At 36.6% G+C, this 14,947-nt stretch carries 14 protein-coding genes and 1 pseudogene; 8 read left to right on the forward strand and 7 right to left on the reverse strand.

What is annotated here, in order from left to right; translation table 11 throughout:
• Nucleotides 1–67 precede the first annotated feature (67 nt).
• Nucleotides 68–1,402 (reverse strand): annotated as a pseudogene (locus DYE19_RS06695) (alpha,alpha-phosphotrehalase); the annotation flags it as partial.
• Here DYE19_RS06695 and DYE19_RS06700 point away from each other — a divergent pair.
• From DYE19_RS06700 to DYE19_RS06715, 5 genes are all read left to right on the forward strand, one after another.
• Nucleotides 1,403–2,413, forward strand: coding sequence for a recombinase family protein (locus tag DYE19_RS06700; RefSeq protein ID WP_255313156.1), 1,011 nt, complete (start codon nt 1,403–1,405; stop codon nt 2,411–2,413).
• Between the two features lie 26 nt (nt 2,414–2,439).
• Nucleotides 2,440–2,601, forward strand: a complete 162-nt coding sequence (locus tag DYE19_RS11620; RefSeq protein WP_226690701.1) for a hypothetical protein — start codon at nt 2,440–2,442, stop codon at nt 2,599–2,601.
• Between the two features lie 91 nt (nt 2,602–2,692).
• Nucleotides 2,693–2,872 carry a transposon-encoded TnpW family protein gene (locus tag DYE19_RS06705; RefSeq protein ID WP_049216267.1) on the forward strand — a complete coding sequence of 60 codons (180 nt, stop codon included), beginning with the start codon at nt 2,693–2,695 and terminating at the stop codon, nt 2,870–2,872.
• Between the two features lie 121 nt (nt 2,873–2,993).
• Entirely contained in the window at nt 2,994–3,596 is a 603-nt protein-coding gene (locus tag DYE19_RS06710) for a DNA alkylation repair protein (RefSeq protein ID WP_226690700.1), read from the forward strand.
• A gap of 57 nt (nt 3,597–3,653) precedes the next feature.
• Nucleotides 3,654–4,010, forward strand: coding sequence for a VOC family protein (locus DYE19_RS06715; protein ID WP_049216269.1), 357 nt, complete (start codon nt 3,654–3,656; stop codon nt 4,008–4,010).
• 94 nt (nt 4,011–4,104) lie between these two features.
• Here DYE19_RS06715 and DYE19_RS11465 read toward each other — a convergent pair whose 3' ends face one another.
• The 4 genes from DYE19_RS11465 to rsuA form a co-directional block, all read right to left on the reverse strand.
• Nucleotides 4,105–4,227 (reverse strand): hypothetical protein, encoded by a 123-nt coding sequence (locus DYE19_RS11465; protein ID WP_255313125.1) that lies wholly within the window; start codon nt 4,225–4,227, stop codon nt 4,105–4,107.
• Between the two features lie 114 nt (nt 4,228–4,341).
• Nucleotides 4,342–5,286 (reverse strand): trehalose operon repressor TreR, encoded by a 945-nt coding sequence (gene treR, locus DYE19_RS06720; RefSeq protein ID WP_049216270.1) that lies wholly within the window; start codon nt 5,284–5,286, stop codon nt 4,342–4,344.
• 1 nt (nt 5,287) lies between these two features.
• Complete coding sequence (locus DYE19_RS06725; protein ID WP_115323056.1) at nt 5,288–6,490, reverse strand: Bcr/CflA family multidrug efflux MFS transporter; 1,203 nt, start codon at nt 6,488–6,490, stop codon at nt 5,288–5,290.
• Between the two features lies 1 nt (nt 6,491).
• A complete protein-coding gene (rsuA, locus tag DYE19_RS06730) occupies nt 6,492–7,193 on the reverse strand; it encodes a 16S rRNA pseudouridine(516) synthase RsuA (RefSeq protein WP_049216272.1) in 702 nt (233 codons plus the stop codon).
• 199 nt (nt 7,194–7,392) lie between these two features.
• On the opposite strand from rsuA, the gene DYE19_RS06735 reads away from it, so the two are divergent.
• From DYE19_RS06735 to cpdB, 3 genes are all read left to right on the forward strand, one after another.
• Nucleotides 7,393–9,669, forward strand: coding sequence for an NADP-dependent malic enzyme (locus DYE19_RS06735; protein ID WP_115323057.1), 2,277 nt, complete (start codon nt 7,393–7,395; stop codon nt 9,667–9,669).
• A 165-nt stretch (nt 9,670–9,834) separates the two neighbouring features.
• Nucleotides 9,835–10,479 carry a superoxide dismutase [Mn] gene (gene sodA, locus DYE19_RS06740; protein WP_115323058.1) on the forward strand — a complete coding sequence of 215 codons (645 nt, stop codon included), beginning with the start codon at nt 9,835–9,837 and terminating at the stop codon, nt 10,477–10,479.
• 181 nt (nt 10,480–10,660) lie between these two features.
• Nucleotides 10,661–12,634 carry a 2',3'-cyclic-nucleotide 2'-phosphodiesterase gene (gene cpdB, locus DYE19_RS06745; protein ID WP_115323059.1) on the forward strand — a complete coding sequence of 658 codons (1,974 nt, stop codon included), beginning with the start codon at nt 10,661–10,663 and terminating at the stop codon, nt 12,632–12,634.
• Between the two features lie 68 nt (nt 12,635–12,702).
• Here the strand turns inward: cpdB and DYE19_RS06750 are convergent, their stop codons facing one another.
• Both DYE19_RS06750 and DYE19_RS06755 read right to left on the reverse strand, forming a co-directional pair.
• Nucleotides 12,703–13,146, reverse strand: coding sequence for a methyltransferase family protein (locus DYE19_RS06750; RefSeq protein WP_255313127.1), 444 nt, complete (start codon nt 13,144–13,146; stop codon nt 12,703–12,705).
• Nucleotides 13,147–13,168: 22 nt separating this feature from the next.
• Nucleotides 13,169–14,941, reverse strand: a complete 1,773-nt coding sequence (locus tag DYE19_RS06755) for a J domain-containing protein (protein ID WP_115323060.1) — start codon at nt 14,939–14,941, stop codon at nt 13,169–13,171.
• Between the last annotated feature and the right edge of the window lie 6 nt (nt 14,942–14,947).

Genomic DNA, 14,947 nt, shown 5'->3' on the forward strand with positions numbered 1-14,947 from the left:
TAAAACACATTTTATCAGTGAGAAAAAAGTGAAAAATAGCTTATTTTTCACTTTTTTATTTCTTTAATTATTGATAAAGATAGACTGCTTGGTAAGGCATTAACGTAACGTTGCTAGTTTCAATTCTATAGTCTCCATAATTATTCATCAAACACATCACTTCCTTATGACACCACTCGGGAGGCAATTCAAATATCTGCTCTACCTCACTTAAATTAGCCAATACAAGTAATTTTGCATCTAAAGTCTGGCGTTGATAACACCACAATAAAGGATGCTCAGGGGCTAAATCTTGATAATCACCTTCTGTTAAAATTGGCAGTTTCTTACGTAATGCGATCAAGCTTTTGTAGGTATAAAACACTGAATTTTTGTCTGCCAGAGCAGATTTTGCATTGATTTTTAAAAAGTTTTTTGCCACTTCAATCCAAGGCTCACCTGTTGTAAATCCAGCCTGTACCGAGTCATCCCACTGCATTGGTGTTCGGCTATTATCACGCGATTTTTGTGCCAAAATTTGCATAATCAATGTTTCATCAATGCCTTTTTTCTGTAATTCTGCATAAGCATTTAAACTTTCTACATCACGATATTGCTCAATAGTAGTGAAATTTGGATTTGTCATACCAAATTCTTCACCTTGATAAATATAAGGTGTTCCTTGCAAGCCGTGTAATAACATAGCTAGCATTTTTGCTGACTCTTGATGCCATTGTGCTTCATTACCAAAGCGTGACACAATACGTGGTTGGTCATGATTACACCAGAACAAGGCATTCCAAGCTTTGCCATACATACCTTGTTGCCAATAATTAAAAATAGATTTCAATTGTACATAATCAGGTTGAGCATAAGTCCATTTTTCCCCATCTGGATAATCGACTTTCAAATGATGAAAATTAAAAGTCATCGAGAGTTCTGTGCCTGCTAAATTGGCATATTTTTGACAGTTTTCTAAGGTTGTCGAAGACATCTCTCCAACTGTCATTAAGCCATAAGGAGTGAGTGCATGTTGATTTAATAACTGTAGATATTGGTGAATTTTAGGTCCATCCGTATAAAAACGGCGCCCATCTCCTTCGTAGTCATCTTCAAATTGTTCAGGTTTTGAAATTAAATTCACCACATCTAAGCGCAAGCCATCAATGCCTTTCTCAGCCCAGAATTTACAAATATCAAATAATTCTTCACGTAATTTCGGATTTTCCCAATTTAAATCCGCCTGCTCGGGTGCAAATAAATGCAAATAATATTTTTGTGCTTTGTCAGACCATTTCCATGCTGAACCGCCAAATTTTGACTTCCAATTGGTTGGACTCTCACGCCAAATATAATAGTCGTGATATTCGCTATTTGGGTCCTCACCTTCAACAAACCATCGATGGAAAGTTGAGCTATGATTATCAGCAAGAAAGTCAAAACAAGCATTAAGACCAAAGGAGCATGCGGAAAGCCCGTTGCAACAGAAGCCCCGTACGGCTATATCAAAGACCCGAACAACAAAGATTTTTGGATCGTCGATAAAGAAGCTGCCGAAGTGGTAAAACTCATTTTTACGCTTTTTATGGAGGGGAAAAACCGCAATCAGATAGCCGTTTATCTGAAAGAAAAAGAAATACTAACCCCAACCTTTTATATGAAACTCCAAGACAGAGGAACCGCAAAAAGCAGAACACTCAATGAAGAAAATCGCTATAGCTGGAATAAAGCAACCCTAACACGCATACTGCAAAGGCAGGAGTATTGTGGCGATGTAGTCAACTTCAAAACCGAAAAGCATTACAAAGATAAGCGAAACCACTATGTCGATAAAGATAAGTGGCAAATCACCCCCGATGTACATGAGCCAATCATCGACCGAGCCACCTATGAAAATGTACAGCGGATATTGAAAAACGCACCTGTCAAAAGACCGAACGAAGATGGTGAAATTCACCCATTATCGGGATTGATGTACTGTAAAGACTGCGGTACGAAAATGCACATTCGCACCATACACAAGAACGATAAAATACAGCATGTAACCTATTGCAGTGAATATGCCAAAGGCAAAGCCAAACACCCCAAATGCCATTCTCCCCACCGTATTGATGTTGATGATGTCATGGAAATGCTCAAAGAGGTTTTACGAAAGATAGGCAAGTTTTCATTCACAAACAAATCAGAGTTTGAAGCACTGGTAAAAAACAGTATTGCCAAAGAACAGACCGAAGAAGTAGGGAAACAGAAAAAGCGTATCCCACAAATCACAGATAGACTGGAACAGATAGAAAGAGTAATGAATAAGCTCTATGAAGATAACGCACTGGGAAATATCGAGCCGATGTCAAAAGAGCAAAATATGCCGTTCAGCGAATCGAAGTCTATTTCAACTATATCGGAAAATTTGAAAATGAACTCACAAAACAGATAGAACCTACAGAACAAGAAATGATACAGATGAGGGAAGAAATCGAAGAAGCTAAGAAAGAAAAAGCACGAGCATATCGTAGGGAATATTACAAAGAATACCGAGCCAAAAATATTGAAAAATGCCGAGAGTATGAAAAAGAAAAAGCAAGAGAATACCGAGCAAAAAAGAAACGACAAGCAACAACCTAACATCAAAAACCAAAACGAAATATCAAGCAATATGAAAAGAGGTTTCCTAAGCATGGGAAATCTTTTTTTGTGCAAGTAAAAGGAGGATTAAATGACCGAAAAACAAAAACCACAGACCAACGAAGAACGAGTGACACCCCAAAAGCCTGATGGTATTCTCACAAAGAAGATAAATGGAAAGACCTTTGTAACAGAAATATATTTTGATAAAAAGAGCAAAGAAACATTTCAAGATAAGTTGTTCAAAGTAATGCATTCTAATGGGGAATAGTAGCGAGTGAGTAGGAAATCTGGCAGTAGAAAAAATCCCTAAAAAATGCTATAATATTAATCAATATAGATAAACAAAGTTGATTTTTGTGAGGTGGCGAGGCTATTTGAAAGAGTATATTATGAGTTTGGAAAAAGAATTTTCTTTGATAGAAAATGGATTTAAAGAGCAAGAGAAAAGAGCCTTTGCTGATTATAAATCTAATGATAATGAGCAAAGTAAAAAATTGGCATTTTTAGCTTATAAATCCAATGTTTATCAAGTTAGAATGTACGGTGTGTTTCTCTTTGGATATTTATCAGCAGATGAAGAAATTTTGACATTTATGAGAGATGAAGTTTCTAAAGATGATAATTGGAGAGTTCAAGAAGTATTAGCAAAAGCATTTGACGAATTTTGCAAAAAAATAGGATACGAAAAAGCTCTGCCAATTATTGATGAATGGTTGAAAAGTAACCACCCTAATACAAGGAGAGCTGTTACGGAAGGACTTAGAATATGGACAAGCAGACCGTATTTCAAGGAAAATCCGAATGAAGCTATTGAAAGAATTGCTGACTTAAAAGAGGATACGAGTGAATATGTTAGAAAATCTGTCGGTAATGCTTTAAGAGATATCAGCAAGAAATTTCCAGAGTTAATAAAAAACGAACTCTATAGCTGGTCTTTGGACAGCAAAGAAATGAAACAAGTATATAAACTGGCAAGTAAATTTATTGAGTAGATTTTCTGGTTGAAAGTGTAAATGAATCTTATTTAAAATGATAAAAAGGAGTTTAAAATGAAAAAATATGATAACTTTTTTGTTCCCGTTGATGACATTGAAATGGCAAAGAAATATTATGAAAATAACTTAGGATTAAAAGTAAAGTTTGACTTTTCAGATATGGGAATGATAGCATTCAATGTTGATGGCGAAGAGGCAGCAATAATATTAAAGGACACAAAAAAATTCAAAGACATGAAACAAACGATATGGTTTGAAGTAGATGATGTGAAATCTGAGTATCAAAAATTAAAAGAAAATGGAGTTGAATTTCTGTCTGAACCTTTTAAAATACGAACAGGATATGCTGCTGAATTTGAAGACCCGTTTGGCAATAGATTTGGTATAACAGATTATTCTGTGTCTGAATAGGAAGTTAGAACTTCAGCATTGAATTTGATAACAACCAATGATTTCTCAAATCTCAATTTGTCTTGTGGAATATACTAATCCGAAAAACAGTAAATCAAAACAGGTTTACTGCTGTAATGTTGTCACGACCACCAACATATTCAATAATTTTATCTACTGCACTTGGATCAATTTTTGCCATAAAATAGCCTCTTTTTTCATCAATGGGAGAAAGCATAAATTATTTCCTATTATAAATATGTTAATTATTCAATCAATGGGAACGTTCCCATAAAAGAGACATATAAATGAGATCAAGATCACAAATTGAATAAAAAGATTAATAAAGACATCAAATCACTAGTCGACAATCAAGACAATCGTGTTGAATAGGTTGATGTGCCAATAAAGCAAATAATTGTTTCACTGCAACTTCGCCTACTTGATCAAACCCTAAATCAACACTTAAAACCTTAGGAAATAAGAACTGTAACAATCGACTTTTGCCGACTCCACATACTTGAATATGTGATAGTTGTTGCTCTTGCAGATATTTTAGTGCGCCAATCGCTAAAGTATCAGTCGCACAAACAAGAGCGGAAACTTCAGGAAAAATAACCGCACTTGTATGATTATATGCCCATTCATACCCTAATTCACCTTGTAAAGAGCAAGGTTGTAAGCTGTATTGTTGACAAAAATGTAAATATGCTTGATGACGAGCATAACCAGTAGTTGTATCTTGATCGTTCACGCCTAAATAACTAATCTGACGATGTCCTTGTTCATAAAGGTGAGACATCAGCAAACGTACTGCTTTTGTATCATCATAGTAAATAGAGGAGAAAGTCGTATAATTCCTCGCAATAACGACCATATTATGCTGCCATCCCTCTAAATCTCTCTCATCTAACTCACTAAATGCAAATAAAATCACCCCATCTACACCACGTTTCTGGAAAAAGGCTAAATGTTCTTTCACTAATTCAGGCTTAAATTGACTTTCAACAATAATAGGTTCGCATTGTTGCCCATAAAGTAAAGGTAGAATACTTGATAACACTTGATTCTCAGCAGTCGAGGATAAACGTGTGACGATAATGCCTATTACGCGATCAGTCACACCACGCATTGCCCGAGCTGATTTTGAAGGCTGAAAACCATACTGTGCAATAACATGTTGTACACGCTGACGCGTTGCCTCACTGACTTTGGAATCATTATTCAACACTCGTGATACAGTAGATTTTCCAACACCACTTAAACGTGCAATATCTTTAATAGTGAGCTTTGTCATTTTAATCTTTAGAATGTCGATAAATTAAAAAATAATAGCAACTGACCGCTGCGATGCTACAACATGCCATAGTTAATAACATCGGTGCAGCGCTTTTCATTGGCATCAAAGCGACTAGAGAACCAACTATTGCTCCCGTACCAAACCGTACACTACCAACAACAGAATTGGCTGTACCAGCCATTTTGGGAAACTTTTCTAAAATAGATGCCATAGCATTAGATGAAATTAAGGGGTTTTGTCCTGCAAAAATAGCTAAACAAAATGTCATAAGCCAAAAACCAAGATCAAAAAGAGAAACCATGATCAAGCCAATAGCCGCGATAAATTGAATAAGCAAACCCGCTCTAAGCATCACTTCAGTCCCTACTTTATTAACAATACGACCATTAATGAAAGATCCGACTGTCATAACAGCAATATTAAACATAAAGAAATAGCCAAATTGATCGACAGGTATACCATAAAGCCCGACATAAACGATTGAACCTGCCGTAATCAAAGCAAATAGACCACCAAAACCAAAAGCAGAAGCAAACATATAACCTAACACTTCTCTTTGCTGACAAAGTGTTAAAAAGTTTCGTCCAACAACACCTAACCTAAGGGGGATCCGCTGTGCTTTGTGATGTGTTTCGGGAATGATCACGAAGACTAATAAACAGGATAAAAATCCCATAAAACTGATAACATAAAAAATAGAATGCCAATGGAACCAAGAAACTAAATGACCGCCAATAATCGGTGCTAATAAAGGTGCTAACATAAAAACCAAGGTAATTGATGACATGATCCTAGATAATTCATTTTTATGAAATAAATCACGTAGAATCGCCCCAACTAAGACTACTGGCGCTGCACCAAAAAAACCTTGTATAAAACGAAATCCTGTAAACTGACCAATTGAATAAATATGAGTTAAAATCAGTGCTGCAAGGGCACTTACGAGCACACCTAGTAAAATAATCGGTTTACGTCCATAGCTATCTCCTACAGGTCCCCAAAAAAGTTGCCCAATTGCCATCCCCGCGGCAAAAAATGTCAAAGTATGTTGAACTTGTTCAGGCGTGACATTTAAATCTTTCGCAATCAGTAAAAAAGCAGGAAGGTACATATCCACCCCTAAAGGTGGCAGCATGGATAAAATCCCTAATGTAATGATAAAAATCGCACCTGCTTTTATAGGCTTTTGTTCAGTTAACATATTATCCTTTATTAAAACTATTTATTTCTTGTTCGGAAAGTGAACGATACTCACCTTCTGCCAAATTTTCGTCTAATTCAATATCGCCAATTTTCCAACGGTGTAAATTAACCACCTTATTACCTAAAGCCGCAAACATACGTTTTACTTGATGATAACGCCCTTCGCTAATTGTTAAATTTACCTGATAATCATCCAGAATTTCTAATTTGGCAGGTTTAGTCGCGACTTTCTCACCACGTAATAAAATACCTTGCTGACAAGATTGCTGATAATGATTCTCTACTGGATCCGCTAATGTAACAAGATAGGTTTTCTCACAATGATGCTTTGGTGAAGTGATACGGTGGGACCACTGACCATCATCTGTCAATAATACAAGCCCTGTCGTATCAACATCTAATCGACCAGCACTATGTAATTTACTTGAAAGTGGATAATCAAAAAACTGATAAATACTTGGATAATCACCCTCATCATGTGAACAGATATACCCTTGGGGTTTGTACAACATAATATATTGCCCTTCTTCTACCCAAGTTAATAATTCGCCTTCAAAATAAATTTCATCTTGAGGCATAATTTTTACTGCGCCATTTTTTTCTACTTTTCCATTTATCATGACCGCACTTTGTTTTAAAGCTTTATTTGCTTGTGAGCGAGTCAATCCCGTATTTTCAGCTAAAAACTTATCTAATCGCATTGTTTATCCAAATAATCCAAGTCTTAAACTCAAGTATTCTACTACGTTTCACTTTTAAAGCGAGTTATTCAACCAAAATAAGCAATCACTCTTTGTAACTAAAATACCAATACTGTGTTTTATATCACATTTTTTCTTTTGATTTTCTTTATAATAAATAGTCTTAATTATTTTTATATCTCAACAAGAGGACTGTTTTATGGATGCACAATTACGTCAAGCCGCACTGGATTTCCACGAATATCCAACACCTGGAAAAATTGAAGTCACACCGACTAAATCTCTTGCGACACAACGGGATTTAGCATTAGCCTATTCGCCGGGTGTTGCTGTGCCTTGCCTTGAAATTCAAGCCGATCCTGCTGCCTCTTATCGCTATACATCACGTGGTAATTTAGTAGCAGTTATTTCGAATGGTAGTGCAGTCTTAGGTCTAGGTAATATCGGTGCACTTGCTGGTAAACCTGTTATGGAAGGCAAAGGCGTGCTATTCAAAAAATTTGCTGGTGTGAATGTTTTTGATATCGAGATTGATGAAAGTGATCCAGATAAACTTGTTGATATTATCGCCTCACTTGAACCTACTTTTGGCGGGATCAATTTAGAAGATATTAAAGCACCTGAATGTTTTTACATTGAACAAAAGTTACGTGAGCGCATGAAAATTCCTGTGTTTCATGATGATCAACATGGTACCGCAATTATTAGCTCAGCAGCCGTACTAAATGGTTTACGCATTGTGAAAAAAGATATCGCTAAAGTTAAATTAGTCGCCTCTGGTGCTGGCGCCGCATCTATTGCTTGCTTAAATCTATTAGTGAGCCTTGGCTTACCACGTGAAAACATTGTGGTATGTGATTCTAAAGGTGTCATTTTCCATGGACGCGATGAGCGAATGGATGAAACGAAAAAACTTTACGCGATTGAAGATAATGGTAAGCGTACTTTAGCCGAAGTGATTAATGATGCAGATATTTTCTTAGGTTGTTCTGCTGCAGGTACGTTAACACAAGATATGGTCAAAACTATGGCAGCAAATCCATTAATTCTTGCACTCGCCAACCCAGATCCAGAAATTCTACCACCACTGGCAAAAGCAGTGCGTCCAGATGCCATTGTCTGCACAGGTCGCTCTGACTACCCAAATCAAGTCAACAACGTTCTGTGCTTCCCATTCATTTTTCGCGGTGCATTAGATGTCAGTGCAACTGCCATTAATGAGGAAATGAAACTCGCAGCAGTCCATGCAATAGCCGATCTTGCTCTAGCAGAGCAAAGCGAAGTGGTGACATCTGCTTACGGTGAAACAGAATTGTCCTTTGGACCAGAATACCTTATTCCAAAGCCATTCGATCCACGTCTGATAGTCAAAATCGCACCAGCTGTGGCAAAAGCAGCAATGGACTCAGGGGTAGCAACACGCCCAATTGAAGATTTTGATGCTTATATTGAAAAACTGACACAGTTTGTTTACAAAACGAACCTATTCATGAAACCTGTTTTTGCCCAAGCGAAGCAAAACAAAAAACGTGTATTATTAACAGATGGAGAAGAATCTCGAGTCTTACACGCAGTACAAGAGATCGCCACTTTAGGGATTGCAACACCAATTCTATTAGGACGACCAAGTGTAATTAAACAAAAAATTAAACAACTTGGTTTACAGCTCCAAGAAGGACGTGATTTTGAATTAGTAGATATTGAAAATAACCCTTACTTTGAAGAGTGTTGTCATGAGTATTACAACTTACTCAAGCGTAAAGGGATTACTCCAGCGGGTGCACAACGTAAAATGCTTCATAATCCAACCGTCATTGGCTCCGTGTTACTTGAATTAGGGAAAGCAGATGCGATGTTATGCGGTCTAGTTGGTCCTTACGCATCTCACTTAAGTAACATCAAAGAAGTCATTGGAGTCCAGCCTTGTGTACCAACACCTGCGACAGTAAATGGGTTAGTTTTACCAACTGGTAATTTATTTATCACAGATACTTTTGTTAACCAAAATCCAACTGCACAAGAGCTTGCTGAAATTACGATTATGGCTGCAAACGAGGTAAGTCGTTTTGGTATTGAGCCTAAAATTGCACTGGTATCACATTCTAATTTTGGTACATTTGATGACCCAAGTGCGGTCAAAATGCGCGAAGTTTTAGCATTAGTAAAAGAAAAAGCACCAGAATTAATCATTGATGGTGAAATGCATTGTGATGTGGCGTTAAATGAAAAGCTACGTCACGAAACGATGCCTGATAGCCCATTAAAAGGCGCGGCAAACTTACTTGTTATGCCAAATATGGAAGCTGCGCGTATTAGTTTAAACTTACTACAGGGTACAGCAACACCAATTACAGTAGGACCAATTTTAATGGGAATGAAGAAACCAGTACATATTCTTACTGCGGCCTCTTCAGTACGACGTATTATTAACATGGTTGCAATTGCTGCTGCGAATGTCGATTCTCGTTGCGCCTAGTTATATATAAAAATCATAGAGCAGATAGTTTTAATCTGCTCTTCTCTTTTTGTTAAAAAAACAGAGAAATAATGATCTCAATCAATTTTTCTGTTAAAATATTGTTACCTTCTTGGCAGTATTGCCTTTTATTTATATTACTTCTACGCAATTAAGGAAATTACTATGGCTTACACTCTACCTGAATTAGGCTATGCCTACGATGCATTAGAACCACATTTTGATGCAATGACAATGGAAATTCACCATTCTAAGCACCACCAAGCTTATGTAAATAATGCAAATGCGGCATTAGAAAATTTACCTGAGTTCGCTAGTGCTTGCCCTGGTGAATTATTAAGCAAACTATCACAAGTACCTGCAGATAAATTTACAGCATTACGTAATAACGCAGGTGGTCATTTAAACCACAGTTTATTCTGGAAAAGTCTAAAAAAAGGTACTACTTTGCAAGGCCCTTTAAAAGAGGCTATCGTTCGCGATTTTGGTTCTGTTGAAGCTTTTCAAGCAGAATTTGAAAAAGCAGCTGCAACACGTTTTGGTTCTGGTTGGGCTTGGTTAGTTTTACAAGCCGATGGAAAATTAGCAGTTGTTTCAACAGCAAACCAAGACTCGCCTATTATGGGTAAAGAAATTGCAGGTTGTGAAGGTTACCCACTTTTAGGCTTAGATGTTTGGGAACACGCTTACTACTTAAAATTTCAAAATCGTCGCCCAGACTACATTAAAGAATTTTGGCATGTAGTAAACTGGGATTTTGTTGCAGAACGTTTTGCTAAGAAAGCAGAACATTGTAACTGCTCAAACTAGTTTATCGCGAATCCCCTCAATTGAGGGGATTTTTATAACAAAATCTGATAAAAATAAACCGCACTTTTTCTCTATTTTATGAGTCAGATCACATTCTCTGGTTAGAAATCACTAGAGAAGTCACTGTAATTTCTCTAGAATGAATACCCCCTAATTTTTCTCATTTCTACATTAAGGAGTCATTATGGATAGAAGACGTTTTCTACAATTAGGTGCTTGCAGTATTTTAACTTTTACTGCCTCTAAATATGTATCTGCTGCTGCGCAAAATTCGGTTTCATTACGCGTTATTGCCACAACAGATGTACACAGTTTCTTAACTGATTTTGACTATTACAAAGATGCACCAACCGAAAAGTTTGGCTTTACTCGCACCGCATCATTAATCAAACAAGCACGTAACGAGGTTCCAAATAGTGTATTAGTTGATAATGGCGACTTAATTCAAGGGAACCCAATCGCAGATTATCAAGCAGCTAAAGGTTACAAAGAAGGTAAATCAAACCCCGCTATTGATGCATTAAATGCAATGCAATATGACGTAGGAACCTTAGGTAACCATGAATTTAACTATGGATTAGATTATCTTGATGACTCAATCCGTCAAGCAAAATTCCCTATTATTAATGCTAACGTTGTCAAAGCAGATTCTAATGAGCCACGTTATCAACCTTATTTTATCCAAGAAAAAGAAGTCGTTGATAGCAATGGTAAAAAACACATGCTCAAAATTGGCTATATTGGTTTTGTGCCACCACAAGTTATGATTTGGGATAAAGCAAATCTTGATGGTAAAGTACTAGCACATGACATCAAGAAAACAGCAGAAAAATATGTACCAATTGTTAAACAAAAAGGGGCTGACATTATTGTTGCACTCGCCCACACGGGTCCATCTGATGAACCATACCAAGAAGGTGAGGAAAATGCCGCATTCCACCTTGCTGATGTAAAAGGGTTAGATGCGATTATTTTCGGTCACGCACATCGATTATTCCCAAATAAAGAATTTGCAAAGTCACCTAATGTTGATATCGCAAAAGGAACAGTTAAAGGTGTACCAGAAAGTATGGCTGGTTACTGGGGCAACAACATTAGTGTCGTTGATTTAACCTTATCACAAGTAAATGGCAAATGGTTAGTCACTGATGGTAAAGCAGAATTACGCCCTATTTATGATGCAGAAAACAAAAAAGCTACTGTTGAAAACCATCCAGAAATCAGCGCACTTTTAGCACCTGTTCACCAAGCCACTCGTGAATTTGTGTCACAGCCTATTGGTAAAGCAGATGATAATATGTACAGCTATTTAGCCTTAGTACAGGATGATCCAACGGTTCAAATTGTTAACCAAGCACAAAAAGCCTATGTTGAAAATGTAGTAAAAGGTTTACCAGAATTAACTGGACTACCTGTTTTAAGTGCGGGAGCACCATTTAAAGCAGGTGGTCGTAAGAATGATCCTACAGGTTATACTGAAGTCGATAAAGGCGATTTGACTTTCCGTAATGCAGCAGACTTGTATCTCTACCCAAACACACTCGTTGTAGTAAAAGTTACTGGTGCGGAGTTAAAAGAATGGTTGGAATGTAGCGCTGGTATGTTCAAACAAATCGATCCAAATAATGAACAACCACAAAGTTTATTAGATTGGACAGGTTTCCGTACTTACAATTTTGATGTAATTGACGGTGTGCAATATCAATTCGATATCACTCAACCAGCACGTTATGATGGTGATTGTAAATTAATTAATGATAAATCACATCGTGTCATTAATTTAACTTACCAAGGTAAACCAGTTGATCCAAAAGCAGAATTCTTAATTGCAACCAACAATTATCGTGCTTATGGTGCTAAATTCCCTGGCACAGGCGATAGCCATATTGTCTTTGCAGCACCAGATGAAAACCGTCAAATTTTGGCTAATTACATTACATCTGAAAGTAAAACACATGGACAGGTTCGCCCTAGCGCAGATAAAAACTGGCGTATCGCGCCAATTAATACAAAAGCCAAACTGGATATTCGTTTTGAAACATCTCCAAGTGAAAAAGCAAAACAATTTATTGAGGAAAAAGCACAATACGCAGTAAAACGAGTAGGCACAGATGAAATTGGATTTGCAGTTTATCAAGTTGATTTAACTAAATAATCTATTACTACAAACAAAAAAGCAAAGTGCGTTCAAGTCACTTTGCTTTTTTATTCCATTCTTTCATTTTATAACCAGCGTCTTACTTTCTGTTTATAATCTAAATAAGTTTGTCCAAATAGCTGCTCTAACACTTGTTCTTCTTGTTTAATTTGCCACTTTGTCATCACTACAATAAAAAGAATGAAAAAAATGACCGCACTTAAACTACCCAACCAGAGCGCCCAAGCTAATAACAACAAAGCTAAACTCAAGTACATTGGATTACGACTAATTTTATAGACACCAGCGACAACTAATGTAGAGGTCTGTTCTAATGCAAGTGGACTCACTGTTGTTCTCGCCTGTAAAAATTGCCACAAACTCATACCTGCGATTAACATACTCGCAAAAACTAAACTTGCTATCAACCAGATCCACTGTGGAAAAGTCATTAAAGCAGGCACATATCCCATTGCGGTTGCACAGCCTATAAATACAACAGGAGGAGGGAGTTTAATTTTATTCATCATGCGTTTTCCTTATTTATTATTTTCAATCCCACAAATAAAAAACGACTTTCTTGATAGCCAGTTGGAATAGATAAAGACATAATAATACTGGATAAAATAAAAATAATGCATAGTCAGTGAATTGACTCAAAGTAGCTAATATCAATAGCGCAATTACAACAATCTCAAAAAGACTACCTCTATCATGTGTCCTTGCTAACCAATTTCCCACCAATGATGGCAATAAACAGAACCATAATAGTATACTGATTAGGCTACTCAACACAAACAAAGGCAGCTCAGTAAATTTTTTAGGTAATTGTAAAAAAGGAGTCTTCATCTTGTCATATAAATACATATAAATAGCAGGATAATATTGAGTCAAAAATAAATTACTATTCAACCAAATTAGCCCCAACATCATAAGAAAACCATCTAACCCGCTATTTTGCCCTTGCAAACCAAATAACCAAAATAATCCTAATGTCGCTAAGTTATAACCAAACTTGTGCCAACCTAGTTCATTATCGATACAACCCCACAAAAAACACACCATGACAAAACATAACAATGGTTGTTGCATAATAAAGCTATCTAATTGCTGAAAATAGAGAGGTATCAACAGTAATATAGGCAATATCACGCCTACAACCAACCTAAAAGACTGATTTTTTGGTGCAAAATACAATACTATTGGAGCAAAAATGGCAAATAACCCCATCATCAATAAAAATAAAATACTCATCGAAAGCACTTGAGCTGTAAAACCAGATTGAGCTTGAATAGGTAAAAAACATAAAACATACATCAGATAAGCTCTCAGTAGCACTCTTAAATATTTACTACGTTGATGTATTTTTAAAAAAGCGAAATTATATTCATCAAATAAAAAACGATATCCCTTTGGTTGCTCATAACACAAGAATGGGTAGACCAAAAAAGTATAAAAAACATTGAGTAAAAAATGACGCCCTTTGGCTATTTGACTCATCAATTTCTTGGCTACTGGATATTCCTCAACACCAAAAGAACTATCACTAACTAAATCTGCAATAAATAAATACTCTCTTAATTGTTCTTGTTCATCAAAAGATAAAAAATTATCAACTTGATAATCATCATGCCAATTAAAATAATTTGACCACTGGGTCCATAAATAAGGATTTGTAATTAAATTATCTTTTAAAAATTGCCATAATAACCAAGAAGCATGATTGCTATCCTCCAAAGGTAAACGGGCTAACTGTGCTTGAATCTGTTCCCAATCAGCAACTAACCCTTTTGCCCCTTTTTGCTCAAAACGTTGTTGAATATCAGCTAGTGCATGCTCTACGGAGATTAAGCTAATATTCATAGTCTGTTGATTAACAAACGTATGGACATTTTGTGTCTCTGTTGGCGAAGTTGACCCAAGGGCAGATTCATCTTGGGTTAGAACTAACTGTTCATCAACCTGCTTACAAGTATCAAGATTTGGCGCTTGAATAGGAGTAAGAACTTCATCTTGACTTGTTGTAGCATCTAATAGGTTGCTTGTTAGGTGCTCTAGCGTAGCGATTTGTTGCTCAGCCACAACAACAGGTTGAGGTAATGCATCTGATGGAATAACATCTTCAGCACTATCCTCCCACCCCCACTCTTCTTGCTCTTGGTAATAGTGTGCAATAGATAATGCTTCATCAAATGCTTCTCGTAATTGTTGATAGCCTTGTGCATCCTCGTCAGGACGTGTTATTTTGACTTGCTTAGCATAAGCGCGACGAATAGCGCGCTCATCACTCGTCGGCTCAATATTTAAGATAGCCCAACAGTTCATAAAAAA

This window comes from Pasteurella canis (genome assembly GCF_900454865.1).
GTDB lineage: Bacteria > Pseudomonadota > Gammaproteobacteria > Enterobacterales > Pasteurellaceae > Pasteurella > Pasteurella canis.